The following is a 24,461-nucleotide window of genomic DNA, read 5'->3' as shown; positions in this document are numbered from 1 at the left end:
GGCGACTACGACAATTTTCTTTCGGCGCGCCGGTGGCGCAGCTTCGCGAGGGCGACCGCGTAGGAGACGACCACCGCCACACCCACCAGGACCTGCAGGAGGTGGGTGTACCGCTCGGGGTAGAGAACGTTCTCGATGTACGTGTCGATGAAGCCCTTGTCGCCCACCGCCTGCCCGGCCCGGCGGCGGGCCCAGTGCTCGACGACGGTGAGCGGGCAGGTCAGCGGGATCGACACGACGGCGAGGCCCCACGCGGCGGCGGCCAGATGGGGCCAGAAGGCCTTCGGCCACCGCCAGACGAGGAACCCGCCGAGCACCACGTAGGCGAGGAAACAGAAGTGCAGCACCAGCACCGTCGTGGCCAGGGCCGCATACATCTCAGACCTCGACCACCGTGGGAACGATCATGGGGCGGCGACGGTACGCCTCGTTGACCCACCGCCCGACCGAGCGCCGCACGATCTGCTGCAGCTGGTGCGGGTCGGTGATGCCATCGGCGGCCGCCTTGTTCAGGGCGTCGGTGACCAGCGGCAGTACCGCGTTGAAGACCGCCGGGTCGTCGGAGAACCCCTTCGCGGACACCGTCGGGCCGGCGACCACCTTGCCGGTGACGGAGTCGATCACGACCGTGGCCGCGATGAACCCGCCGTCGCCGAGGATGCGCCGCTCGGTGAGCAGCGACTCCCCCACGTCGCCGATGGCGAGGCCGTCGACGTACACGTATCGCGAACGGATGTGGCCCACGAGGCGCGCCTCGCCGTCGACGAGGTCGACCACGTCGCCGTCCTCGCAGAGCACCACGCGCTCGGCGGGCACCCCGGCCTCCCGGGCCAGCTGCGCGTGCGCACGCAGGTGCCGCCACTCGCCGTGCACCGGCATGAAGTTGCGCGGCTTGACGACGTTGAGCAGGTACAGCAGCTCGCCCGCGGGCGCGTGGCCGGAGACGTGCACCTTGGCGACGTCCTTGTGCACGACGATCGCGCCGGCGCGCGAGAGCTGGTTGATCACGCGGTACACCGCGGTCTCGTTCCCCGGGACCAGCGACGACGCGAGCACCACGGTGTCGCCCTCGCCGATCACGATGTGCCGGTGGTCGCCGTTGGCCATGCGGCCCAGCGCGCTCATCGGCTCGCCCTGCGACCCGGTCGACATGAGCACGATCCGCTCCGGCGGCAGGCTCATCGCCTCGTCGATCGCGACGAGCAGCCCGTGCGGGATGCGCAGCAGGCCCAGGTCGCGGGCGATGCCCATGTTGCGCACCATCGAGCGGCCGATGAGGGCCACCTTGCGCCCGTGCGCGTGCGCGGCGTCGAACACCTGCTGCACCCGGTGCACGTGGGAGGCGAACGAGGCGACGATGATGCGCCCGGTCGCACGGCCGAAGATCCCCTCCAGCACCGGGCCGATCTCGCGCTCCGGGGTGACGAAGCCGGGGATCTCGGCGTTCGTCGAGTCCGACAGCAGCAGGTCGACGCCGTCGGCGCCGAGCCGCGCGAACCCGGCCAGGTCGGTGATGCGCCCGTCCAGCGGCAGCTGGTCCATCTTGAAGTCGCCGGTGTGCAGCACCGTGCCGGCCCCGGTGGTCACGGCGACCGCGAGCGCGTCGGGGATCGAGTGGTTGACCGCGAAGAACTCGCACTCGAACGGCCCCAGGCGCTCGACCTGGCGCTCGCGGACGGTCAGCGAGTACGGCTCGATGCGCCGCTCCGCCAGCTTGGCCTCGACCAGGGCGAGCGTGAACTTCGAGCCGACGATCGGGATGTCCGGCTTGTGGGCGAGCAGGTACGGCACCGCCCCGATGTGGTCCTCGTGCCCGTGGGTGAGCACGATCGCCTGAACCTGGTCCAGGCGGTCGAGTATCGAGGAGAAGTCGGGCAGGATCAGATCGACGCCGGGCTGCTCCACGTCGGGGAACAGCACGCCGCAGTCGATGATGAGCATCCTGCCGTCGTACTCCAGCAGCGTCATGTTGCGGCCGATCGCGCCGAGCCCGCCCAGCGGGGTGACCCGCAAGGTGCGGGGCCCCAGAGGGGGTGGCGGATCGAGCTCGACGTGCGCCACCGTCATAGGGCCACTCCGAGTTCGTTGTGGTGCGCCATCTGGTCGGCCGAGCCGACGGTGCGGCCGGCCTCGGCGCAATCCTCCCGCAACCGGCCCAGTTCCGCCGCGTTCGCACCCACGAGGGGCGGGCGGACCGGTCCGGCGGGCAGACCGAGCAGTGTCAGGGCCGCCTTGGTCAGGATGACACCCTGGGTCCGGAAGAATCCGCAGAACGCCGGCAGCAGCTGCAGGTGCAGCTCCCGAGCCCGGGCCACGTCGCCCGCCTCGTACGCCGTGATCATCGCCTTCGTCTGCGGTCCGAACACGTGCGTGGGCACGCCTACCACGCCCACCGCGCCGACCGCCAGCAGCGGCAGCGTGAGCTTGTCCTCGCCAGAATAATACGCCAGGCCGGTGCGCTTGATCACCCAGGCGGTCTCGCCGAGGTCGCCCTTGGCGTCCTTCACCGCGACGATGCGCTCGTGCTCGGCCAACCGGCACATCGTCTCGGTCTCGATCGCCACGCCGGAGCGGCCGGGGATGTCGTACAGCATCACCGGCAGGCCCGAGGCGTCGGCGACGGCCCGGAAGTGCTGGACGAGGCCGGCCTGGGGGGGCTTGTTGTAGTACGGCGTCACCACGAGCAGCCCGTCGGCGCCGGCCTTCTCGGCGGCCCGGGTGAGCTCGAGCGAGTGCGCGGTGTCGTTGGTGCCGACGCCGGCGATCACGGTCGCCCGGTCGCCGACGGCCTCCACGACCGCGCGGAGCACCCGGTCCTTCTCCGCGTCGCTCGTGGTCGCCGACTCGCCCGTCGTGCCGTTCACCACCAGACCGTCGTGCTCCTGCTCGTCCACCAGGTGGACGGCGAGCCGGGCGGCGCCGTCGGCGTCGAGCGAACCGTCAGGCCCGAATGGCGTGACCATCGCGCTGAGCAGCCGGCCGAACGGCCGGCCGGGGACGGAACCGGTGCGTGTCATACGCACAACCTATCGGAAGCCTGCGGCGAGCATTTCTCAAGATTCCCAGGTGTACTGCGGGGACGCCACCTCGGTGCCGTCGGCGAGCTCGGCGATCGTGAAATCCCCGAACACGCTGGGCGCGACCCGCTGCAGTTCCCGCAGGCAGGCGACGGCCACCTCGCGGATCTCGACATCGGCGCCCTCGCTCGCCCGCATCGTCACGAAGTGGCGCCACGCCCGGTAGTTGCCGGTAACCACGATCCGCGTCTCGGCCGCGTTCGGCAGCACGGCCCGGGCCGCCTGCCGCGCCTGCTTGCGCCGCGAGGTCTTGTTCTCGACGTCGGCGAACTTGGCCTCGAGCCCCTCGAGCAGCTCGTTGTACGCCCGCAGCGCCGCCTCGCCCGCCTCGACGAACGTCTTGTGCAGCGCCGGGTCCTCGGCGATCACGGCCGGCTCGACCATGGCCTGGTCGCGCCCGGGCACATAGCGCTGCGACAGCTGCGAGTAGGAGAAGTGCCGGTGCCGCACGAGCTCGTGCGTGAACGAGCGCGACACGCCGGTCAGGTAGAACGTCACGGTGCCGTGCTCGAGCACCGAGAGGTGCCCGACCTCGAGGATGTGCCGCAGGTATCCGGCGTTCGTGGCGGTCGCCGGGTTCGGCTTGCTCCACGACTGGTAGCAGGCGCGCCCGGCGAACTCGGCGAGCGCCTCACCGCCGTCGGCGTCGGTCTCCCAGGGCACCTCGGCCGGTGGCTCGAAGTGGGTCCAGGCGATGGCTTTGACGGAGAGCATTCGCAGAGCCTACTAAACGAAGAAGTACGTGAACGGCGCCCAGGGCAGGTTGCGGGCGACGCTGAAGACGAGCCACGCCACGAGGAAGCCGATCAGCGCGCCGTTGGAGATGCGCAGCATGGGCAGCTTGAAGGGCAGGTTCAGCCTGTTCACGGTCCAGGCGACGTAGAGGTACGCCAGGAACGGGGCGGCGAAGACGAGCGGGGCGTGGTGGTGCGCCGCCGCGGGGATGTCGCCGTGCAGGAGGTACCAGGCGGCACGGGTGCCGCCGCAGCCCGGGCAGTCGAAGCCGGTCAGCAGCTTGACCAGGCAGGTCGGCGGGTCGGAGGCGCCGGCGCTCGTCGGCTTCATGAGCAGCGTGTAGGCCACGCCGCCCGAGATCAGGGCGCCCACCCCGGCCGGGCCGGCCCAGGCCGGCAGCCGCTCGATGAGGCGCTGGAAGCGACCCTTCGGCGGCTGGTACGCATAGTGGTACACCGGCGGCAGCGACACGCTCGCGGGCACGGTGGGCGCGCCCAGCGCGGGCACGTCGGGAAGCACCCCTTCGAGTGACACGGGCATGGGGGCCGGCAACGGTGACGTCACGGAGCCAAAAGTACACCGATCGAGCAACGGCTACGACGCCGCCGAGGACAGGACTTTCGCGAGGGGCTCCGCGAAGTCGCCGCGCTCGGGCAGGTCCACCTCCCCCAGGCCCAGCCAGCCGGCGAAACGGCGCAGCTCCGCGGCCAGGGCCTCGGCCACCTCGCCCGGGGACGGCGCGCCCCGGCCCGCCGGCGGCTCGATCCACGCCGCCGGCACCTGCAGCACCCCCGCCTTGCGGTCGGCCTTGAGATCGACCCGTGCGACCAGGCGGTCACCGAGGAGGAAGGGCAGCACGTAGTACCCGTACAGCCGCTGCGGCGGCGGCACGTAGATCTCGATGCGGTAGTTGAACCCGAACAGGCGCTCGACCCGGGCCCGCTCCCACATCAGCGGGTCGAAGGGGCTCACCAGGGTCGCGGCGCCGATGCGGCGGGGCCGGCGCGCCTCGGCGTGCAGGTAGGCGCGCGGCGCCCAGCCCTCCACCTCGACCGGGACGAGCTCGCCCGCCTCGACCAGCTCGGCGATCGCCTGCCGCGCGCCGGCCAGCGGGAGCCGGAAGTAGTCGCGCAGCTCGGGCTCGGCGGCCACGCCCAGGCCGCGGGCGGCGACGCGGACCAGCTCCCGGTACGCGTCCTCGTCGCTCGGCGTGGGCGCGTTGACGACCTCGGGCGGCAGGATGCGCTCCGGCACGTCGTAGACGCGGGCGAACGCGGAGTTGCGGCGGGCCACGCTCACCTCGCCGGTGTAGAACAGCCACTCGATCGCGGTCTTGGTGTCGGACCAGTTCCAGCCCCAGTGCTCCTTGCGCCGCGGCTGGACCATGTCGCCCTCGACCTCGGCGGCGCTGATCGGGCCCTTGGCCCGGATCTCCTCGAGCACCCAGCGCACCAGGTCGGGCTGCTCGCGGGCGATGCGCACCATCCGGCCCCAGGCGGCGCCCGAGCGCATGCGCCAGCGCAGCATCGGCTGCAGCCGGACGGGCACGAGGGAGGCCTCGTGCGCCCAGTACTCGAACAGCTCCCGCGGCCGCCGGTAGGCCAGCCGGTCGAGCAGGGCCGGATCGTACGGGCCGAGGCGGCTGTAGGCGGGCAGGTAGTGCGCCCGCTGGACGATGTTGACCGAGTCGATCTGGAGCAGGCCGGTGCGTTCCAGCACGCGGCGCAGGTGGCGGCGCTCGGGCTCGGCGCCGGGCGCCCGGTCGGCGAAGCCCGAGGCGGCGAGGGCGATCCGGCGGGCCTGGGTCAGCGTCAGGTACTCGCTCATCGTCAAGGAGGCTAACCCGGGGGTATGACAAAACCTGGAGACCGACATATCCCCGGTCAGGGTATAAATCCGGTAAGTCGCGGCACGGAGTGCCCGACTTACCGCAAAAAACTCCCCGGGGGCCGAAGCCACCGGGGAGCTGGAAACTAGGCGCCGACCAGGGGTCGCCTTGGCCGTTCCTGGGCGTGGAAGGCCTCGGTCACCTTGCGGTCGATCTCCACGAGATCGGGCACGTCCTCCACGTTGGGGCCGCCCGCCTCGCCCGGCTCGCCGGCCGCCCGCTGGTCCGCGCCGGTGTCGGCGGGCTCGCGGATCGGCAGGCCGAACAGGAGACCGATCATGAGCAGGATGTACGCGTTGCTGCCGATGAGGCCGAGCCCGTCGAACTTGGCGTGGAAGGCCCATGGGGTACGGCTGCAGAGAAGTGCGAACGAGAACCCGAAGGCGATCATGAAGTTGCGCCGGCGCCGCGGGTCGAGCGTGCGGTCGGTTGCGTAGTCGAACAGGATCACGATCGCGGGGACCGTCCACACGAGGTGGTGGATCCAGGTGATCGGGCTCACCATGCAGCCGACGAGCCCGGTGAGGGCCAGCCCGGCGACCTCGTCGCGGTGCCGGATGGCCCGGCGGGCGCGCCAGTACCAGACCGCGAGCGTGATGAGGACGAGCAGCAGCCACAGCGGCTTCATCGGGTCGGGGTTGAAGATCCGGCCGACGAGCCCGGTGAGCGCCTGGTTGGACACGAACGTGGGCGAGCCGACGCGGTCGGTGTTCCACACGGCGTCGGTCCAGAACACCCGGGACGCGTCCGGCGCGAACGTCGCGGCGAGCCAGGTCGCGGCCGTGGCGGTCGCGGCCGAGACGGCGGCGGCGCGCCAGCGGCGGGTGATGAGCAGGTAGACGATGAACACGCCCGGGGTGAGCTTGATCGCGGTGGCCAGGCCGATGCCGATGCCGCCGAGCTTGTGCCCGCCGCGCACCAGGAGCAGCACGTCGGCGACGACCAGGAACAGCACCAGGATGTTGACCTGGCCGAAGTTCACGGTCTCGCGGATGGGCTCGAAGGCGGCCGCGAGGGCCATGGCGATGCCCATCGCGTACCAGTACGACCAGCCCTGCCGCTTGAACACCGGGCCGAGCAGCCAGGTGAGGATCGCGGCCATGGCCACCACGTTCATGGACACGCTGATGACGATCGCGGTGTTCCAGCCGATGAGGGACATCGGCGTCATGAGCGCGGCGGCGAACGGCGGGTAGGTGAAGCCGTACGGCGTGCCGGGCGTCAGGTAGTCGTAGATGTCTCCGCCGCGGTTGACCCAGTAGTCCATCGCGCCGTAGTAGACCTTGAGATCGAAGAACCCGTTGTGCGCCGCCGCCACCAGCAGGAACCCCCACACGACGGCCCAGACGGCCGCCACGATGAGCGTCTTCCTGACGCCGGGCCGCAGCTTGGGCCGGACGGCGCTCGATTCGGCGACCCGTCCCCGCTCCGCCACCTGTTCTGCCCTCCTGCTCACTTCACTCGCCGTCAGAATGCCACTGTGACCTCAGAGCCGCGTCACAGAAGACTCAACGGTCCCGCCGGTCGAACTGTGACGTGCGGGCGCTACCCCGCCGAGTTGCTCTTCACACAAAATCCGTAGGCTGCTGATCCATGACGCTCGGGTTCGTCCGTCCGGCGCGAATCGACGACGTCGTCGAAATCGCGCGTGTCCAACTCTCGACCTGGCGGGTCGCCTATCGGCGACTGCTGCCCAAACACATCCTCGACCAGCTGGACGAGGAGTGGATTACCCGCAGGTGGCGAGAGGCAATCGCGGAGCCGCCAACTCCGGCCCACCGGGTGCTCGTGGCGGTGGAGCAGGTCGATTCGCCCGGCTCGCAACCAGAGTCAGCATACGTCGTGGGATTTGCCGCGTCAGGTCCGGCAGATGACACCACGCTCGCTCCGGACGAAGATCACACCGCCCTTGACAAGGTGTTCGGGTCGGCCGCGGCCATCACGGACGTGCTGGTGGAGCCGCGCTGGGGACGCCGTGGGCACGGCAGCCGTTTGCTGGCGGCAAGTGTGGATTTGTGGCGCTCTGACGGATTTACGACAGCTCTCGCGTGGACGTTCGCCGACGACGTTGTTACGCGTCGATTTCTGGAGAGTTCCGGCTGGGCTCCGGACGGGGTCGGGCGATCGCTCGACGTCGATGATCTGCTGGTACCGCAGATCCGGTGGCACGTCTCCCTCGAGCAAGAGCCCGTTATCGACGCGTGACGCTGTTGCGGCCCAACGGTGGCCCTAACCTCCCAGCATGTGGGAACGTCAGCCGAGCAGGGCATCGAGCCCGACGGTGAGGCCGGGCCGGGTGATGACGGAGCGCACAGCCAGCAGTACACCCGGCATGAACGACACCCGATCGTAGGAGTCGTGCCGCAGGGTGAGGGTCTCCCCCGCGGTGCCGAAGAGCACCTCCTGGTGGGCGACGAGGCCGGTGGCGCGCAGCGCGTGCACGCGGACCCCCTCGACGTCGCTGCCGCGGGCGCCGGCCATCTCTTCCTTTGTCGCGTCGGGCATCGCGCCCAGGCCGGCCTCGGCGCGCGCCTCCGCGATGATCCGCGCGGTGCGCAGGGCGGTGCCGCTCGGGGCGTCGATCTTCTTGGGGTGGTGCATCTCGACGATCTCGACCGACTCGAAGTGCCGGGCGGCCTTGGCGGCGAACTCCATCAGCAGTACCGCGCCGATGGCGAAGTTCGGCGCGATGACGATCCCGATGCCGGGCCGGGCGGCCAGCTTGTCGCGCACCAGCTCGATGCGCTCGGTGGTGAACCCGGACGTGCCGACCACCAGGTTGACGCCGTGCTCGAGGCACCAGTCGATGTTGCCGAACACCGCGTCGGGCGTGGTGAAGTCCACGACGACCTGAGCGGCCGCGAGGGTGTCCCGGTCGTCGCCGTCGTCGACCGCGGCGACGAGCTCCATGTCCTCGGCGCCGCCGACGGCCTTGCAAACCTCGTTGCCCATGCGGCCGCGCGCACCCAGCACCCCGACCCGGATCGTCTCGCTCACGCAGACAACCTATAGCGTCAGTCGAGCGCGCCCGCGAAGGCCCCTTCGCTGAAGTCGCCGATCACCGCGAGGGACATCCGACGGGCCAGCAGCTCCTCGGTGACCCGGCGGACCTGCTGGGGGGTGACCGCGTCGACGCGGCGCAGCACCTCGTCGACGGAGAGCAGCTCGTCGTACAGCAGCTCGCCCTTGCCCAGGCGGCTCATGCGCGAGCCGGTGTCCTCCAGGCCGAGCACCACGGCGCCCTTGAGCATGCCCTTGCCGCGCTCGACCTCGGCGTCGGTGAGGCCGTCGGCCGCGAGCCGCGCGAGCTCCTCGCGGGTGATGGCCAGCACCTCCTCGACCTTGCCGGGCGCGCACCCGGCGTAGACGCCGAAGAGGCCGGCGTCGCTGTACTGCGAGGTGAAGGAGTACACCGAGTACGCCAGCCCGCGCTGCTCCCGGATCAGCTGGAACAGCCGGCTGGACATGCCGCCGCCGAGCACGTTGTTGAGCGCGCCCAGCGCGAAGCGGTCGTCGTGCTCGCGCGGGTACCCCGTGCAGCCCAGCACCAGGTGCGCCTGCTCGGTGTCCTTGTTGCGCACCACGACCTGCCCGGAGCGGGACGGCACCCGGGCCGCGCGCGGGCGCCGGGGCGCGGGCACGGCCGCGTTGTCCCAGCCGGCCCGCTCGAACGCCGCGCGGACCGCCCGCACGACCTTGGCGTGGTCGAGGTTCCCGGCCGCGGCGATGACCATGGTCTCGGGGCGGTACCGGCGGCGGTAGAAGCCGTCGATCTGCTTGCGGGTCAGCGCCGAGATGCTCGGCACCGTTCCGGAGATCTGCCGGCCGAGCGGGTGCGTGCCGTACACGGCCTCGGTGAAGACGTCGTGCACCTCGTCGCCGGGCTCGTCGTCGTGCATGGCGATCTCCTCGAGGATCACGCCACGCTCGGTCTCCACGTCCGCCTCGGCCAGCACGGAGTCGGTGACCAGGTCACAGACGACGTCGATGGCCAGCGGCAGGTCCGCGTCGAGCACCCGCGCGTAGTAGCACGTGTACTCCTTCGCGGTGAACGCGTTGGTCTCCCCGCCGACCGCCTCGATCTGCGCGGAGATGTCCAGCGCGCTGCGCCGCTTGGTGCCCTTGAACAGCAGGTGCTCGAGAAAGTGCGAGACGCCCGACAGCGTGGGCGTCTCGTCCCGCGAGCCGATGCCGACCCAGACCCCGAACGAGACGCTGCGCATCGCAGGGATCGCCTCGGTCAGGATCCGCAGCCCGTTGGGCAGCACGGTACGTCGTACGGTGCCGCCCATCGGGTCGTCGGACAGGGTCTGGGTCGTCGCTCGACTCGCCATAGGTCAGTCGCGCCGGTTACGCCGGCGACGGAACTCGCCGCCCTCGCCGCCCTCGCCGCCTTCGCCACCCTCGTCGCCGCCGGCCGGGGCTGCCTCGCCGCCCTCGGCGGACGGGCGCGGGGCCCGGTCGCCACCGCGGTCGCCGCGGTCACCACCGCGGTCGCCCCGGTCCCGGCGCGGGCCACGGTCACCACCGCGGTCGCCCCGGTCGCGGGCCGGACGCTCGCCACCCTCGGCCGGCGCCGGCGCCTGCTCGCCCTCGGCCAGCACCTTGTCGAGGTAGATCTTGCCGCGGTTGTCGATGTCCGCGATCTGCACCTCGACCTTGTCGCCGACGTTGAGGAAGTCCTCGACCTTGTCGACCCGCTTGCCGTTGCCCACCTTGGAGATGTGCAGCAGGCCGTCGCGGCCGGGCAGCAGCGAGATGAACGCGCCGAACGCGGCCGTCTTCACCACGGTGCCGAGGAACTTGTCGCCGACCTTCGGCATGGTCGGGTTGGCGATCGCGTTGATCCGCTCGACGGCGGCCTCGGCCGACGGGCCGTCGGTCGCGCCGACGTAGATCGTGCCGTCGTCCTCGATACTGATCTCGGCGCCGGTCTCGTCCTGGATCGCGTTGATGGTCTGGCCCTTCGGGCCGATCACCATGCCGATCTTGTCGACCGGGATGCGCACCGTGGTGACCCGCGGCGCGTACTGGCTCATGCCCGCCGGCGACTCGATCGCCTCGGCCATCACGTCGAGGATGACGTACCGCGCGTCGTGGGCCTGCTGCAGCGCCCCGGCCAGCACGTCCGACGGGATGCCGTCAAGCTTGGTGTCCAGCTGCAGCGCGGTGACGAACTCGCGGGTGCCGGCGACCTTGAAGTCCATGTCGCCGAACGCGTCCTCGGCGCCGAGGATGTCGGTCAGCGTCACGTACTGCGTCTTGCCCTCGACCTCGTCGGAGATCAGGCCCATCGCGATGCCCGCGACCGGCGCCTTGAGCGGCACGCCGGCCGACAGCAGCGCCATGGTGGAGGCGCAGACCGAGCCCATGCTGGTCGAGCCGTTGGAGCCCAGCGCCTCGGAGACCTGCCGGATCGCGTAGGGGAACTCCTCGCGCGACGGCAGGACCGGGATCAGGGCCCGCTCGGCGAGCGCGCCGTGGCCGATCTCGCGCCGCTTCGGGGCGCCGACGCGGCCGGTCTCACCGGTGCTGTACGGCGGGAAGTTGTAGTTGTGCATGTAGCGCTTGGACTTCTCGGGCGCGAGGGTGTCCAGCGTCTGCTCCATGCGCAGCATGTTCAGCGTGGTGACGCCCAGGATCTGGGTCTCGCCGCGCTCGAACAGCGCCGAGCCGTGCACGCGGGGCAGGACCTGCACCTCGGCGGTCAGCGGCCGGATGTCGCGCGGGCCACGGCCGTCGATGCGGACCTGCTCGCGCAGCACGCGGGCGCGGACCTCGTTCTTGGTCAGCGACCGCAACGCGGCGCCGATCTCCTTCTCGCGCCCCTCGAACTGACCGGCGACACGCTCGAAGGCGGCCTCCTTGATCCGGTCGAGGGCCTCCTCGCGCTCCGCCTTCCCGGCGATGCGCAGGGCCTCGGTGACCTCTTCCTTCACCGCGCCGGCGACGGCCTCGTAGGCGTCGGGCTGGTAGTCGAGGAAGACCGGGAACTCCTGCACCGGCTTCGCCGCGACGTCGGCCAGCTCGGCCTGGGCGCGGCACAGCTCGCGGATCGCGGGCTTGGACGCCTCCAGGCCGCCGGCGACGACCTCCTCGGTCGGCGCGGGCGCGCCGCCGGCCACGAGGGCGACGGTGTGCTCGGTGGCCTCGGCCTCGACCATCATGATCGCGACGTCACCGTCGGCCAGGACCCGGCCGGCGACGACCATGTCGAACGTGGCCCGGCCGAGCTCCTCGACGGTCGGGAACGCCACCCACTGCCCGTCGATGTGGGCCATGCGGGTCGCGCCGATCGGGCCCGAGAACGGTAGGCCGGACAGCTTGGTCGACAGCGAGGCGGCGTTGATCGCCACGACGTCGTACGGGTGGGCCGGGTCGAGCGCCAGGACCGTCTCGACGACCTGGACCTCGTTGCGCAGCCCCTTGACGAAGCTCGGGCGCAGCGGCCGGTCGATGAGCCGGCAGGTGAGGATCGCGTCCTCGCTGGGCCGGCCCTCGCGGCGGAAGAACGAGCCGGGGATGCGCCCGGCCGCGTACATCCGCTCCTCGACGTCCACCGTCAGCGGGAAGAAGTCGAACTGCTCCTTGGGCTGCTTGCCGGCGGTCGTCGCGGACATCACGACGGTCTCGCCCAGCTGGGCGAGGGCCGAACCGGCCGCCTGGCGCGCGAGGCGCCCGGTGGAGAAGGTGATCTCCCGGGTGCCGAACGGGCCGTTGTCGATCACGGCCTTGCTGCTGTGTGTACCGAGAGTGCTCTGCTCGGTCATGTGTGGTGTTGCTCCCTTTTGGGTTGTTGGTTCACCCTCGGCGGAGCTGTCTGCGGCCGGTCTTCGATCGAAGCTCACGGGGTGTGTACTTCACCCGGAAGCCACTACCGAGGACCGGTGCGCCGACCCGCTCGGCGGGGCGCTGCCATTTCAGTGTGTCACTACTCGACGGGGGAGCGCCGAATTCCGGGCCCCGGGCCGGTTGTGTCGCCGCGAAGCGATACAGAACCGGCCCGGGTGGTTTCGGCCACTCCCCCGTGAATGCGTGTCGTTATCGCCGCAGGCCGAGCCGCTCGATCAGCGAGCGGTAGCGGGCGATGTCGCTGCGCTGCAGGTAGTTCAGCAGGCGGCGGCGACGGCCGACCAGCAGCAGCAGGCCGCGCCGGCTGTGGTGGTCGTGCTTGTGCTGCTTGAGGTGTTCCGTCAGGTCCGCGATCCGCTTCGTCAGCATCGCCACCTGGACCTCCGGCGAACCGGTGTCGGCCTCTCCGGTGGCGTACTTGCCCATGATCTCGGTCTTCTGCGCAGAGTCGAGCGCCATGTTCTCCCTTTGCCGTGGATTCGTCGGCCGGCTCCCGCGGCGTCGTGCAGGCAGCCTGACCCGCGCCGGTCACCCGGCGTCAACCCAAGGCTAACAGATCGGGCGGATCAGGCCCGCATCGGACCGTTGCGCAGCACTTCCCGGGTCTGCTCGACGTCCTCCGCGATCTGCGCGATCAGCGGCTCGACGCCCTGGTAGACGCGCTGCTCCCGCAGCCGGTCGGCGAAGTCCAGGTGCACGCGCTCGCCGTACAGGTCGCCCTCGAAATCCAGCACGAACGCCTCGACGCGCCGCTCCTTGCCGGAGAAGGTCGGGTTGGTGCCGATCGACACCGCCGAGGGCAGCCGGGCGCCGTCGCGGTCCCGGACGAGCCAGGCCGCGTAGATGCCGTCCGCGGGCACCGCCGCCCGGGGCGGCACGAGCAGGTTCGCGGTGGGAAAGCCCAGCTCACGGCCCCGCTGGTCGCCGCGCACCACGACGCCCTCGAGCCGGTGCGGCCGCCCGAGCGCGCGCGCCGCGGCCACGACGTCCCCCGCGTCGACACAGCTGCGGATGTACGTCGAGGAGAACACCGTCCCCTCGTCCGCGACGAGCGGCGCTCCCTCGACCGCGAACCCGAACGTCCGCCCGAGCCGCGTGAGGAGGTCGACGTCGCCGGCCTGCTTGTGCCCGAACCGGAAGTTCTCCCCGACCACGACCAGGGCGGTGTGCAGGTGCTCGACGAGCGCGTCGTGCACGAACTCCTCGGGTGACAGCCGCGAGTAATCCGCCGTGAACGGGATGACGCACAGCACGTCGACGCCGAGCGCCTCGATCAGCTCCGCCTTGCGCGCGGGCTCGGTCAGCACCGCCGGGTGCGACCCGGGCCGCACCACCTCGGACGGGTGCGGGTCGAACGTGAGCACGACCGACTGGACCCCGAGTTCGCCGGCCCGCTTCACGGCGTGGCCGATGATCTGCTGGTGGCCGCGGTGGACGCCGTCGAAGACCCCGATCGTCGCGACCGCGCGGCCCCAGCCGCCGGGCGCCGCCTGCGTTCCCCGCCACCGCTGCATGCCCCTGAGCCTACTTGGCCGCGGCGGTACGGATCTCCCGGGCGCTGGTCCGCACCCGGCCGCGCGGCACCGCGACCGCGGCGCCCGGCGCCCCTACGGCACGAGGACGATCTCCGGGCGGGCCTTGCCGTCGCGCTCCTGGACGATCGCGAGCACGGTGCCGTCGGGGGCGAATACCGCGTACGGCTCCGCGATGCCGATCGGGGCCAGCGGGCCGCCGTGGGACAGAACCTTTGCCTCGTCCTCGGAGGCGTCGCGGCGGGGGAAGCAGCGGTCCGCCGCCGCCGGGAGGGGCAGCGTCACCGGGTCCGGGCGCTCGGCCAGCTCGTCCAGGGTCGCGGCCTCGGCCAGGGTGAAGCCGCCCACCGCGGTGCGCCGCAGCGCCGTGAGGTGGCCGCCGACGCCGAGGGTCGCGCCCAGGTCGCGGGCGAGGGCGCGGATGTAGGTGCCCGACGAGCAGGCCACATCCACGTCGAGGTCCACGTGCGCGCCCGCGCGGCGCACGGCCAGGACGTCGAGGCGCGAGACGGTCACGGGGCGGGCGGCGAGCTCGACCTCCTCGCCGGAGCGGACGCGGTGGTACGAGCGGACACCGTTGACCTTGATGGCCGACACGGCGCTGGGGACCTGGAGGATGTCGCCGCGCAGCGGGGCCAGGGCGGCCGCGAGCGCGTCCCCGGTGACGGCCGACGCGTCCGCGCGGGCGACCACGTCGCCCTCGGCGTCGTCGGTGACCGTCGACTCGCCGAGGCGGATCGTCGCCGTGTACTCCTTCGTGCTCCCGATCACGTACGTCAGCAGGCGCGTCGCCTTCTCCACGCCCACGATCAGCACGCCGGTGGCCATTGGGTCGAGGGTGCCGCCGTGCCCGACCCGCCGCGTCCGCGCGATGCGGCGCATGCGCGACACCACGTCGTGGGAGGTCATGCCGGCGGGCTTGTCGACGACGACAAGGCCGCCCGGGGTCGCCGCCTTCTGAGCCATGGCCGACACCCTAGCGTTCAGCCGAACTCGACCAGGCAGTGCCACAAGTACTTCAGCAGCTGGAGCACCTCCGGCGGCGAGCCCCACCGCAGCGGGTCGCGCGCGGCCGCGCCGATGAGCGCCGGGTCGACCTCCGCCACGCCGTAGTGCGCGCACAGCCCGTGCGCGAGTACCGGCACCTCGGGGCCGCGGAAGTCATCGGGGATGTCCGACGGCGCGAGCCGGAAGCCGGAGCGCCACTCGACCCGCAGGCCGTAGCGCTCGGCGAGCGCGTCGGCGGCGGCCGCGGTACCGCCGCCGGAGCCCTTGAAACTGCTGTCCAGCACCAGCGCCTCGACGTCGTCGGCCAGGCGCACCGGGCCGTGGATCTGCGCCTCGACGTAGTCGTCCAGCGCGCGCCCGGGGCCGGGGCGGCGCGGGCGGCTCAGCGCGTCCGCGCCGTGGTGGGCGTGCAGCGCGTCGAGCACGGCGTCGAACGCGTCAGCGGTGCCCGCGGAGGTCGGGTGCCGCGCGCTGTCGCCGAACGTGAACGTCGCCCAGGCCAGCACGTGCGGGCGCAGGCGCAGGTGGGCGGAGCCGAAGCGGGGCGCGGCGCCGTCCTCGTGGTGCAGGAGGTTGAGCGCGCCGTACTTCGGGCGGTCCTGCGCGCGGACGCCCGGTCGCTGGTAGGCGCCGCCGAACATGCGCTCCTCCCAGCGGTCGCGGTCGCCGCCCGGGAACGCGGTCAGGCCGCCGTTGGAGATGCCGGTCTCGAACTGGCTGCGGAAGCGCCCGTCGGCGAGGAGGCCGTCGATGACGGTGCCGCCGTCGACGCTGCGGTCCGGATGGAAGTTGATCGTGATGGGCGCCTCGACGCCGAGCGGCGTGGAGCCCGCCCGCAGGCCGCGCACGTGGTCGAGGGCCGCCGTCTGCGCATCGGTCAGCACCGGAGTCATCGTACGGCGCCGGCCACCGCCCAGCGGTCCCCCGCGAGCCGCCACAGCAGCCCGGCGAGGCGCAGCGCGATGAACAGCGTCAGCGCCGCCCACACGCCGCGCAGGCCGGCGCCGAACAGGTACGCCAGCCAGATCCCCGGCAGGAACCCGCCCAGCGCGCTGACGAGCGTGAGGTTGCGCAGGTAGCCGACGTCCCCGGCGCCGAGGAAGACCCCGTCGAGGGCGAACACGACGCCCGCGGCCGGCATCATGGCCACGAAGAACCACCAGGCGTGGCGGGCCTGCGCGTACACCTCCGGGTCGGCCCCGAACCACGGCCGGACGGCGAGCAGCGCGGCCGCGACGAGCACGGCGAACGCGACCCCCGCGACCAGGCCGGCGAGGGTGATGCGGCGGGCGAGGTGGCGCGCCTCGGCCACGCGCTCGCCCCCGAGCGCGGCGCCGACGAGCGACTGGGCCGCGATGGCCAGGGCGTCGAGCGCGAGCGCGGTGAAGAAGAAGAGCTGGATGGCGATCTGGTGGGCGGCGAGCGCGGCGTCGCCGAAGCGGGCCGCGACCGCGGAGGCGGACAGGAAGCAGGCCTGGAACGCGGCGCCGCGCAGCAGCAGGTCCCGCCCGAGCGCGAGCTGGCGGCCGATGACGGCCAGGTGCGGGCGCAGCGGCACGCGCTCGCTGGCGAGGGCCCGCACGAACAGCAGCCCGACGACGGTCTGGGCGGTGACGTTGGCGACGGCGGAGCCGGTGAGGCCCAGGCCGGCCGGGTACACCAGCAGCGGGCACAGCGCCGCGGACAGCGCGTTGGCGGCCAGCACGTAGTAGAGGGGGCGACGGGTGTCCTGCACGCCGCGCATCCAGCCGTTGCCCGCGGTGCCGAGCATGAGCCCGGGCGCGCCGAGCGCGGCGATGCGCAGCCAGCCCTCGGCGTTTGACGCGACGTCGCCGGCCCCGCCGGCCAGGGCCCGGGTGAGCGGCCCGGCGGCGGCCTCGAGGACGAGCAGGATGGTGACGCCGCCGGCGAGGGCGAGCCAGGACGCCTGGACGCCCTCCTCGACCGCCTCCGTGCGCTGCCCGGCCCCGAAGCGGCGGGCGGCGCGGCCGGTGGTGCCGTAGGCGAGCACGGTGCCCAGCCAGACGGCGAACGACATGACGGAGCCGCCGATGGCCAGCCCGGCGAGCTGCGTGCGCCCGAGGTGGCCGACGACGGCGGTGTCGACGAGGACGTAGAGGGGTTCGGCGGCGAGTACCACGAGCGCGGGGAGGGCCAGCGCGGCCACCCGCCGCATCGTCGGAGCCTGATCGACCGTCACCCGGTCATAGTAAGGGCTGGAAGGCCTCTCGGCGGTTACCGAGGTGACACAACCTCTTCCGATGGGAGACCGTGACGTCGTGCGGGGCGTCCCGGTCTCCCAAGGGAAGAGCGTGGGTTCAGCCGCGCCGGTCCATCGACATCTGCAAAGCGGCGCGGGCGCGCTCGCGGGTGTCGGCCGGGGGCTCCTGCGGCTTCGGCTGGGGCTTCTGCTGGTCAGGCATGACGCTGGTCTCCTCTGTTGCCAGGTGCTGATGGTCGGTGCTTGCTCGGTCGCGCCGGGGTCACCGGGAAACACGTGCGGCACACGCCAAGGAGACCGACGTGGGTGATGTCGGCCTGTTGACACAGGTTGCTGCGCACGTCATTCCTCGCTTCCGGCGGATGGTTCGGGCCGTGTCACCCGCCGCCGGAGCCGCTGTCTAGGAGCGGTGCGCCCGGGGCGGGCGGCGAAGAATTCGTACTGTGCGCATGCGACTAAGCTATCGTTCAGTTCCAGCATGTGCGACGACATCCCGCGATCTGGAACGTCGAGTCGCGGGTGTGACAGATCGATTTCGCAGCTCAGCGGGCCAGGAAGTGCCAGCCGAGCCACCACCAGAAGCCGAACATGGCAACGCGGCCGACGGGGAGCGGGCCCACGCGGTAGCGCATGACGATCCCGCACACGTCGCCGAGGCTCGGCACCCGGGAGTTCTCGCGCCGGGAGGCGATCTCGACCGCCGCGAAGAGCCCGAGGGCCGCGGTGAACAGCACCGTGACGAGCAGCTGCCCGGCGCTCACCGGCGCACCATCGCCCAGAACGCCCACAGCCAGCCGAAGTAGGCGGCCGTGCGGGCCCAGTAGTGCTCGAGCACCGGATCGGCGAGGCGGGACAGGGTCGGGTACGACTGCGAGCCGTTGAGGAACGTCGCGCCCTCCACCACGCCGAAGAGCAGCAGCGGCACCAGCCACCAGGCGGCGCCGCGCGACAGCCGGGCCGGCGAGGCCCGGCGCGGCACCGCCGCCGACATGCCCAGCCAGAACAGCACCCCGCCGGTGGCCAGGACGAGCAGGTTGGCCCGCAGCCCGAACGACGGCGAGGCCCCGCCGACCAGCGAGATCAGCGCAAAGACGGGCGTCAGCACTACCGGCCGGGCCCAGGCCCGGTCGACCTCCGCGGCAAGCTCGGGTCGGTCCATCCCTCGATTGTCACCGGAATCGATGCCCGCCGGCCAGCAGTTATGTCCCGGAGATTCTCCCGGAGTTCACCCTGATCCCCGCCGGAGCGGGCAGCAGCCCGCGGATCGTGTCGACGACGTCCTCGACGGTGCCGGACGCGCTGAACCCGGCGGCGAACCGGTGCCCGCCGCCGCCCAGGGCCACGGCGACCGCGCTGACGTCGACGGCGCCCTTGCTGCGCAGCGAGACCGACCACTCCCCCGGCCGGACCGGCTTGACGACGCACGCGACGTCGGCCTCGGCGGCCGTGCGCACGGTGTCGATGAGCGCCTCGATGGCCGACGGCGCCTGGTCCTGGGCGGCGAGGTCGTCGGGGGTGAGGTACGTCCACACGAACCCCAGCCCGCCCGCCCCGTCGGCCTCGAGCACCGTGCGGGCCAGCGCGGTGCCGAAGACCCGCAGCGCGCCGACCGGCCGCGTATCGAACAGGCGGCGCGAGATCTCCCCGACCGGGATGCCGGTCGCGATGAGGCGCGCCGCGAGCTCGTGCACGGCCGGGGTGGTGGAGGCGAACTTGAAGGAGCCGGTGTCGGTGGCCAGGGCCACGTAGAGGCACTCGGCGATGGCGGCGTCCAGCGGTACACCCAGACGCCGCAACAGCCCGTCGGAGAGCACGGACGTGGCCGCCGCCGCCGGGTCCACGAGGTTGATCCGCCCGAAGCCCGGATTGGAGGCGTGGTGGTCGAGCACGATGCCGACGGGCGCGGCCCGCAGCCGGTCGGCCAGGCCGCCGAGCCGCTCGATGCTTGCCACGTCGAAGACGAGCATGGCGTCGGGCGCGGGGTCGGCGTCCTCCTCGGCAACGAGCAGGTCGGTGCCGGGCAACGCGTCGAACGGCGCCGGGAGGCGCATCGGCCCCGGGAAGGTCGCCGTGACGCGCCCGAGCCCGAGCCCGCGCAGCCCGAGGCCGGCACCGAGCATGCTGCCCAGCGCGTCACCGTCGGGGTTCACGTGGCAGGCGAGCAGCACCCGGGCGCCGGGCGGCAGCCCGCGCAACGCCGCGACGGCCGCCGCCCACTCGGTCTCGGAGGGGTGTGCGGCGGCCTCGGGGTCTCCCCCGGCGGCCGCCTTGCTCACCGCCGGTCCTGGCCCACGACGACCTCGTCGTCGGCTTCCAGGTCGTCGGCGTCGCCGTCCTCGAGCTTGTACGGCTGCGGGTCGCCCGCGTAGTGCGCGCCGGCCGCGAGGCGCTGGACCTCGGCGTCGGCGTCGTGCGCGCTGGCGAGCAGCTCGTCGATGTGCTTGACCTGGTCGGACACGTCGTCGTGCATGAACGCCAGGCTCGGCGAGTGCCGCAGCCCCAGCGCCTTGCCGACGGTGGAGCGCAGCAGGCCCTTGGCGCTCTCCAGGGCGGCCGCGGTGCCCGCCTGGGCGGCCGCGTCGCCGAGCACGGTGTAGAACACGGTCGCCTCGCGCAGGTCCGCGGTGATCCGCGCGTCGGTGATCGTGATCATGCCCAGCCGCGGGTCCTTGATCTGCGTCCGCACCACCGACGCGACAAGTTCGCGCACGCGCTCCGCGTGCCGCCGCACCTTCGTCGGATCCGTCATCTCGAACACCTCCGCAGCCAAACGGCCCGCCGGCCGGCCTCGGGCCGTCCCGCCGGACCTGAAGATCTGACCAACGCCTTGACAGTACCCGCGCCCCGCCCGTGGAGCCGCGTCCCCGAGCCAGGATTACTCGTCGTCGTCACCGTGCAACCGACGGCGCACGGAGAGCAGCTCGAACTCGGGCCGCCCGGCGACGGCCCGCTCGCACGTGTCGAGCACCTCCCGCACGTGGCCCGCCTCGGCGGCCACGACGGCGATGCCGATCTCGGCCCGCCCGGTGAGATCGAGCGCCCCGACCTCGGCGACGGAGACCTCGAACTTGCGCAGAAACGCGATCAGCGGCCGCACGTACGAGCGCTTGGCCTTGAGCGAACGCGAGTCCCCGGGCAGTAGCAGGTCGAAGACCGCGGTTCCGGTATACACGGCGCAAGATCCTAACCGCGAAAGCGCTTTCGCGCTTCCGGATTTAACAGCCTTTGGCTCGGGCCCGCGTCACCTGCGGGCCGTAGCTCCCGCCAGAAATCCCGGCGCCCGCGGCGCCAAGACCGCACCAGGGCCTTCGCGGCGCGTTGCCGCACCGCGGCCCGGGGTGGCGGCTCTGACGACGCCCAGCGGACCCTCGCCCGGTCAGAGGAGACTCGCCTCCCTCCCCGCCCGCGCGGCGGCTCAGGCTCCCTCGCCCGGCCCGCGCGGCGGCTCAAGCTCCCTCGCCCGGCCCGCGCGCCGGCTCAGGCTCCCTCGGCCCTGGGCACGCGGCGGCTCAGGCGACCAGCAGGGGGTCCTCGCCCGGCCGGGGGAACGGCGGCTCCAGCGGCGGCCGGGCCAGGATCGGCGGCTCCGGCTCGATCGGCAGCGCGGCCGCGCCCATCGCCGGCAGCGGACCCCGCCGCCGCGGCTGGACGGCGCCGGCGCTGCCCCCGCGCCCGCGGTACACGTACAGGGAGTCGGGCGCGACCGCGTCCAGGGCCGCCGCGACCGCCGGCAACTGCCGGAACCGCTGCCAGTCGGACGCGTCGGCGAAGCCGAGCTCGAAGACGACCCCGAAGTCCTCGGAGCGCCAGGCCCAGTCGCGGACCCCGTGCGTCACGGCGGCCTCGATCAGGGCCGCGCTGTGGGCATCACGCCACTCCCGCGCCGGGTGCTCCCCGTCGCGGACCTCGATCGACCACCACGACAGATCCATGATGTGACCGAGGTTACTCCTCGTCCGGGAGATGCCAAAGGGGGCCGCGACGAACCGCGGCCCCCTCTGTCACTGCGTTGATCAGGTGCGGGGCTTCTCGCGAAGCTCCCACGTCTCGATGACGTCGCCGATCTGGATGTCGTTGTACGTCCCGAGCGTGATACCGCACTCGAAGCCCTCGCGGACCTCGGTCGCGTCGTCCTTGAAGCGGCGCAGGCCGGCGATCGACAGGTTGTCGTTCACCACCGACCCGTCCCGGACCAGGCGCGCCTTGGTGTTGCGCCGGATCAGGCCGGTACGGACGATGCAACCCGCGATGTTGCCGAAGCGCGACGAGCGGAAGACCTCGCGGATCTCCGCCGTGCCGAGCTCGACCTCCTCGTAGACCGGCTTGAGCAGGCCCTTGAGGGAGGACTCGATGTCCTCGATCGCCTGGTAGATGACGGTGTAGTACCGGATCTCCACGCCCTCGCGGTCAGCCAGGTCGCGCGTGCGGCCCTCGGCCCGCACGTTGAACCCGAGGATGATCGCGTCCGAGGCGCTGGCCAGGTTGACGTCGTCCTGCGTGACCGCACCGACACCGCGGTGGATGATCCGCAGCTGGACCTCGTCCGAGACGACGATCTTGACCAGCGCGTCCTCGAGCGCCTCGACCGAGCCCGAGCCGTCACCCTTGAGGATGAGGTTGAGCGTGGTCTTCTCGCCCTGCTTGAGCTGGTCGAACAGCGTCTCGAGGGTGACCCGGCCGGTGCGTGCGGCCATCTCGGCCGCGCGGCGGCGAGCCTGCCGCTGCTCGGCGATCTGGCGCGCGGTGCGGTCGTCGTCGGCGGCGAGGAACGTGTCGCCGGCGCCGGGCACCGAGGTCAGGCCGAGCACGAGGACCGGACGGGCCGGACCCGCGTGCGGCACGGGCTTGCCGTTCTCGTCGAGCATCGCCCGGACGCGTCCGTAGGCGCGGCCGGCGACGATCGAGTCACCGACGTTGAGCGTGCCCTTCTCCACCAGGACGGTGGCGACCGGGCCACGGCCGCGGTCGAGGTGCGACTCGATCGCGATGCCCTGGGCCTGGCCGTCGATCGGCGCGCGCAGGTCGAGCGCGGCGTCGGCGGTCAGCAGGACGGCCTCGAGCAGCCCGTCGATGTTGATCCGGCTCTTCGCCGAGATGTCGACGAACATCGTCTCGCCGCCGTACTCCTCGGCGACCAGCCCGTACTGCGTGAGCTCCTGCCGCACCTTGGCCGGGTTGGCCTCGGGCTTGTCGATCTTGTTCACCGCGACCACGATCGGCACCTCGGCCGCCTGGGCGTGGTTGAGCGCCTCGATCGTCTGGGGCATCACGCCGTCGTCGGCCGCGACCACCAGGACCACGATGTCCGTGGCCTGGGCGCCGCGGGCACGCATGGCGGTGAACGCCTCGTGACCCGGGGTGTCGATGAAGGTGATCGCGCGATCCTCTTCACCGTGCTCGACGTGGACCTGGTAGGCCCCGATGTGCTGGGTGATGCCACCGGCCTCGCCCGCCGCGACGTTCGTCTGGCGGATCGCGTCGAGCAGCTTCGTCTTGCCGTGGTCGACGTGACCCATGACGGTCACGACCGGCGGCCGGATGACCAGGCGCTCCTCGTCGACCTCGGCGTCGAGGTCGATGTCGAAGCGGGCCAGCAGCTCGCGGTCCTCGTCCTCGGGGCTGACGATCTGCACGTCGAAGCCGAGGTGCTCGCCGAGCAGCTGCAGCGTCTCGTTGGTGCACGACTGGGTCGCCGTCACCATCTCGCCCAGGTTGAACATCTCCTGGACGAGCGAGCCCGGGTTCGCGTTGATCCGGTCGGCGAAGTCCGACAGCGACGCACCCTGCGGGAGACGGATCGCCTGACCCTGACCCCGAGGAGCGCCCGAGCCCATGGTGGGCGCGGAGAGGTTGTCGAACTCTTGTCTGCGCTGCTTCTTCGACTTGCGGCCACGCGTCGGCCGGCCGCCGGGACGCCCGAAGGCACCCGCCGCGCCACCGCCACGGCCGCGACCGCCGGCGCCACCACCGGGGCGACCGGCACCGCCGGCACCCGCGGGCGCGCCGCCGCCACCGCCGGGACCACCGCGGTAGCCACCGCCACCGCCGGGAGCGCCACCACCGGGACCGCCACGGAAGCCGCCACCGCCACCGCCGGCGCCCCCACCGGGACCGCCGCGGAAGCCGCCGCCACCACCGCCACCACCGGGACCGCCGGGGCGACCGGCGCCACCGCCGGGCCCGCCACGGAAGCCGCCGCCGCCGCCACCGCCACCGGGGCGACCGGGACGGTCACCGCCGGGGCCGCTCGGGCGACCGGGCCGCTGGCTCGGCATCTGCGACGGGTTGGGCCGCGGGCCGCCCATCGAGGCCGGGTTCGGCCGCGGAGGCATGGACGACGGGTTGGGCCGGGGAATGTTGCCGGGTGTCGGCGGGCGCGGCGAGGCGCCACCGGACACACCGAACGGGTTGTTGCCCGGGGACCGGGCCGGCGGGCGGTTGCCCTGACCCGGACGCGGGCTCTGGCCCGGACGCGGACCGCCCGAGCTCGGCGCGCCGCCGCCGGACGGACCGGAGGCGGGGCTGGGGCGCGGACCGGGCGACGGAGCGCCGGTACCACCGCTGGGCGGCGCCGGGCTCTCGCGCCGCGTGTTCTCCCGCTGACGCGCCTGCTGGGCGGCCTTCATCGCCGCTTCCTGCTCGGCCTTCAGCGCGGTTGCACGCTGCTCGGCCGCCTGGACCTCGATGTCGTGCGCACTCGTCGGCTTGACGGCCGGCGGGGCCGGACGCGGCGGGCCGGGCACGGGGCCGCGGCCGCCACCGCCTCCAGAGCCACCGGATCCGCCACCCGCGGGCGGCTGCTGGGGCCGCTTCGGGGGCGCAAAGGGTTTCGCCGCCGGAGACGGCGAGGGACGGGGAGCCGCCGGAACTGGCGTCGACGATTGAGCCGACGCGGACGGCGCAGGAGGTGCCGAGGGCGCCGGAGCTGACCCTCCACCGTTTTCGAAGCTCGCACGCAGCCGGCGCGCCACAGGCGCCTCGACCGTGCTGGATGCGGACTTCACGTACTCGCCAAGCTCCTGCAGCTTCGCAAGTACGGTCTTGCTTTCGACCCCGAGCTCTTTCGCCAGCTCGTGTACGCGGGCCTTGCCTGCCACTACACTCCTCACCTCGAGGCCGGGCGGCAAGTTCCGCTCCGACCTCACTCG

At 72.4% G+C, this 24,461-nt stretch carries 23 protein-coding genes; 1 reads left to right on the top strand and 22 read right to left on the bottom strand.

Going from position 1 to position 24,461, the window contains the following annotated elements; translation table 11 throughout:
- Window positions 1-5: 5 nt before the first annotated feature.
- The 7 genes from AB0B76_RS05510 to AB0B76_RS05480 form a co-directional block, all read right to left on the bottom strand.
- Window positions 6-377 carry a DUF2784 domain-containing protein gene (locus AB0B76_RS05510; protein WP_360369738.1) on the bottom strand — a complete coding sequence of 124 codons (372 nt, stop codon included), beginning with the start codon at window positions 375-377 and terminating at the stop codon, window positions 6-8.
- Between the two features lies 1 nt (window position 378).
- Window positions 379-2,067, bottom strand: a complete 1,689-nt coding sequence (locus tag AB0B76_RS05505; protein ID WP_360369735.1) for a ribonuclease J — start codon at window positions 2,065-2,067, stop codon at window positions 379-381.
- Window positions 2,064-3,017 (bottom strand): 4-hydroxy-tetrahydrodipicolinate synthase, encoded by a 954-nt coding sequence (gene dapA, locus AB0B76_RS05500; RefSeq protein ID WP_360369732.1) that lies wholly within the window; start codon window positions 3,015-3,017, stop codon window positions 2,064-2,066. Before dapA ends, AB0B76_RS05505 begins: the two co-directional genes overlap by 4 nt.
- A 36-nt stretch (window positions 3,018-3,053) precedes the next feature.
- Window positions 3,054-3,791 (bottom strand): FAD-dependent thymidylate synthase, encoded by a 738-nt coding sequence (gene thyX, locus AB0B76_RS05495; RefSeq protein ID WP_360369729.1) that lies wholly within the window; start codon window positions 3,789-3,791, stop codon window positions 3,054-3,056.
- Window positions 3,792-3,803: 12 nt separating this feature from the next.
- Window positions 3,804-4,376, bottom strand: a complete 573-nt coding sequence (locus AB0B76_RS05490; RefSeq protein WP_360369726.1) for a DUF2752 domain-containing protein — start codon at window positions 4,374-4,376, stop codon at window positions 3,804-3,806.
- 30 nt (window positions 4,377-4,406) lie between these two features.
- Window positions 4,407-5,645: a crosslink repair DNA glycosylase YcaQ family protein gene (locus tag AB0B76_RS05485; protein ID WP_360369723.1), complete on the bottom strand. Its 1,239-nt coding sequence runs from the start codon at window positions 5,643-5,645 to the stop codon at window positions 4,407-4,409.
- A gap of 140 nt (window positions 5,646-5,785) precedes the next feature.
- Window positions 5,786-7,135: a glycosyltransferase 87 family protein gene (locus tag AB0B76_RS05480; RefSeq protein WP_360369719.1), complete on the bottom strand. Its 1,350-nt coding sequence runs from the start codon at window positions 7,133-7,135 to the stop codon at window positions 5,786-5,788.
- A 158-nt stretch (window positions 7,136-7,293) separates the two neighbouring features.
- Between AB0B76_RS05480 and AB0B76_RS05475 the strand changes: the two genes are divergently transcribed.
- Entirely contained in the window at window positions 7,294-7,905 is a 612-nt protein-coding gene (locus AB0B76_RS05475; RefSeq protein WP_360369716.1) for a GNAT family N-acetyltransferase, read from the top strand.
- Between the two features lie 48 nt (window positions 7,906-7,953).
- On the opposite strand, the gene dapB is transcribed toward AB0B76_RS05475, so the two are convergent.
- The 15 genes from dapB to infB form a co-directional block, all read right to left on the bottom strand.
- On the bottom strand, window positions 7,954-8,697 hold the full coding sequence (dapB, locus tag AB0B76_RS05470; RefSeq protein WP_360369713.1) for a 4-hydroxy-tetrahydrodipicolinate reductase: 744 nt from the start codon (window positions 8,695-8,697) through the stop codon (window positions 7,954-7,956).
- A 17-nt stretch (window positions 8,698-8,714) separates the two neighbouring features.
- Window positions 8,715-10,034: a pitrilysin family protein gene (locus AB0B76_RS05465; RefSeq protein ID WP_360369710.1), complete on the bottom strand. Its 1,320-nt coding sequence runs from the start codon at window positions 10,032-10,034 to the stop codon at window positions 8,715-8,717.
- 3 nt (window positions 10,035-10,037) lie between these two features.
- Entirely contained in the window at window positions 10,038-12,470 is a 2,433-nt protein-coding gene (locus tag AB0B76_RS05460; RefSeq protein WP_360369707.1) for a polyribonucleotide nucleotidyltransferase, read from the bottom strand.
- A 271-nt stretch (window positions 12,471-12,741) separates the two neighbouring features.
- Window positions 12,742-13,011: a 30S ribosomal protein S15 gene (gene rpsO, locus AB0B76_RS05455; RefSeq protein WP_360369704.1), complete on the bottom strand. Its 270-nt coding sequence runs from the start codon at window positions 13,009-13,011 to the stop codon at window positions 12,742-12,744.
- 107 nt (window positions 13,012-13,118) lie between these two features.
- Window positions 13,119-14,066 carry a bifunctional riboflavin kinase/FAD synthetase gene (locus tag AB0B76_RS05450; protein ID WP_360369701.1) on the bottom strand — a complete coding sequence of 316 codons (948 nt, stop codon included), beginning with the start codon at window positions 14,064-14,066 and terminating at the stop codon, window positions 13,119-13,121.
- Between the two features lie 93 nt (window positions 14,067-14,159).
- Window positions 14,160-15,050, bottom strand: a complete 891-nt coding sequence (gene truB, locus AB0B76_RS05445; protein WP_360369698.1) for a tRNA pseudouridine(55) synthase TruB — start codon at window positions 15,048-15,050, stop codon at window positions 14,160-14,162.
- Between the two features lie 17 nt (window positions 15,051-15,067).
- Window positions 15,068-15,976: a DUF3626 domain-containing protein gene (locus tag AB0B76_RS05440; RefSeq protein WP_360369695.1), complete on the bottom strand. Its 909-nt coding sequence runs from the start codon at window positions 15,974-15,976 to the stop codon at window positions 15,068-15,070.
- Window positions 15,977-15,981: 5 nt separating this feature from the next.
- Complete coding sequence (locus tag AB0B76_RS05435) at window positions 15,982-17,268, bottom strand: MATE family efflux transporter (RefSeq protein ID WP_360370237.1); 1,287 nt, start codon at window positions 17,266-17,268, stop codon at window positions 15,982-15,984.
- 587 nt (window positions 17,269-17,855) lie between these two features.
- Window positions 17,856-18,059: a DUF6186 family protein gene (locus AB0B76_RS05430; RefSeq protein WP_360370234.1), complete on the bottom strand. Its 204-nt coding sequence runs from the start codon at window positions 18,057-18,059 to the stop codon at window positions 17,856-17,858.
- A gap of 11 nt (window positions 18,060-18,070) precedes the next feature.
- Entirely contained in the window at window positions 18,071-18,472 is a 402-nt protein-coding gene (locus AB0B76_RS05425) for a hypothetical protein (RefSeq protein WP_360369693.1), read from the bottom strand.
- 40 nt (window positions 18,473-18,512) lie between these two features.
- The gene (locus AB0B76_RS05420; protein ID WP_360369690.1) at window positions 18,513-19,589 is read right to left on the bottom strand and encodes a DHHA1 domain-containing protein; all 1,077 of its coding nucleotides are present in this window, start codon (window positions 19,587-19,589) and stop codon (window positions 18,513-18,515) included.
- Window positions 19,586-20,062 (bottom strand): 30S ribosome-binding factor RbfA, encoded by a 477-nt coding sequence (gene rbfA, locus AB0B76_RS05415; RefSeq protein WP_360369687.1) that lies wholly within the window; start codon window positions 20,060-20,062, stop codon window positions 19,586-19,588. The genes AB0B76_RS05420 and rbfA overlap by 4 nt, the downstream gene beginning before the upstream one ends.
- A gap of 126 nt (window positions 20,063-20,188) precedes the next feature.
- Complete coding sequence (locus AB0B76_RS05410; protein ID WP_360369684.1) at window positions 20,189-20,485, bottom strand: DUF503 domain-containing protein; 297 nt, start codon at window positions 20,483-20,485, stop codon at window positions 20,189-20,191.
- Between the two features lie 337 nt (window positions 20,486-20,822).
- Window positions 20,823-21,245, bottom strand: a complete 423-nt coding sequence (locus AB0B76_RS05405) for a hypothetical protein (RefSeq protein ID WP_360369681.1) — start codon at window positions 21,243-21,245, stop codon at window positions 20,823-20,825.
- 81 nt (window positions 21,246-21,326) lie between these two features.
- Window positions 21,327-24,410: a translation initiation factor IF-2 gene (gene infB, locus AB0B76_RS05400; RefSeq protein WP_360370231.1), complete on the bottom strand. Its 3,084-nt coding sequence runs from the start codon at window positions 24,408-24,410 to the stop codon at window positions 21,327-21,329.
- Between the last annotated feature and the right edge of the window lie 51 nt (window positions 24,411-24,461).

The sequence above is a fragment of the Dactylosporangium sp. NPDC049140 genome, assembly GCF_040648435.1.
Note: the sequence above shows the minus strand (reverse complement) of the source record. Positions and strands in the feature narration are given on the sequence as shown.

Excerpts from the sequence above, each read along its gene's own strand:
- AB0B76_RS05425 (WP_360369693.1), bottom strand. The coding sequence starts at position 18,472 with ATGGACCGACCCGAGCTTGCCGCGGAGGTCGACCGGGCCTGGGCCCGG.
- thyX (WP_360369729.1), bottom strand. The coding sequence starts at position 3,791 with ATGCTCTCCGTCAAAGCCATCGCCTGGACCCACTTCGAGCCACCGGCC.
- AB0B76_RS05510 (WP_360369738.1), bottom strand. The coding sequence starts at position 377 with ATGTATGCGGCCCTGGCCACGACGGTGCTGGTGCTGCACTTCTGTTTC.
- AB0B76_RS05435 (WP_360370237.1), bottom strand. The coding sequence starts at position 17,268 with ATGCGGCGGGTGGCCGCGCTGGCCCTCCCCGCGCTCGTGGTACTCGCC.
- AB0B76_RS05505 (WP_360369735.1), bottom strand. The coding sequence starts at position 2,067 with ATGACGGTGGCGCACGTCGAGCTCGATCCGCCACCCCCTCTGGGGCCC.
- AB0B76_RS05475 (WP_360369716.1), top strand. The coding sequence starts at position 7,294 with ATGACGCTCGGGTTCGTCCGTCCGGCGCGAATCGACGACGTCGTCGAA.
- AB0B76_RS05460 (WP_360369707.1), bottom strand. The coding sequence starts at position 12,470 with ATGACCGAGCAGAGCACTCTCGGTACACACAGCAGCAAGGCCGTGATC.
- rpsO (WP_360369704.1), bottom strand. The coding sequence starts at position 13,011 with ATGGCGCTCGACTCTGCGCAGAAGACCGAGATCATGGGCAAGTACGCC.
- AB0B76_RS05450 (WP_360369701.1), bottom strand. The coding sequence starts at position 14,066 with ATGCAGCGGTGGCGGGGAACGCAGGCGGCGCCCGGCGGCTGGGGCCGC.
- AB0B76_RS05465 (WP_360369710.1), bottom strand. The coding sequence starts at position 10,034 with ATGGCGAGTCGAGCGACGACCCAGACCCTGTCCGACGACCCGATGGGC.
- dapA (WP_360369732.1), bottom strand. The coding sequence starts at position 3,017 with ATGACACGCACCGGTTCCGTCCCCGGCCGGCCGTTCGGCCGGCTGCTC.
- rbfA (WP_360369687.1), bottom strand. The coding sequence starts at position 20,062 with ATGACGGATCCGACGAAGGTGCGGCGGCACGCGGAGCGCGTGCGCGAA.
- truB (WP_360369698.1), bottom strand. The coding sequence starts at position 15,050 with ATGGCTCAGAAGGCGGCGACCCCGGGCGGCCTTGTCGTCGTCGACAAG.
- AB0B76_RS05405 (WP_360369681.1), bottom strand. The coding sequence starts at position 21,245 with ATGGATCTGTCGTGGTGGTCGATCGAGGTCCGCGACGGGGAGCACCCG.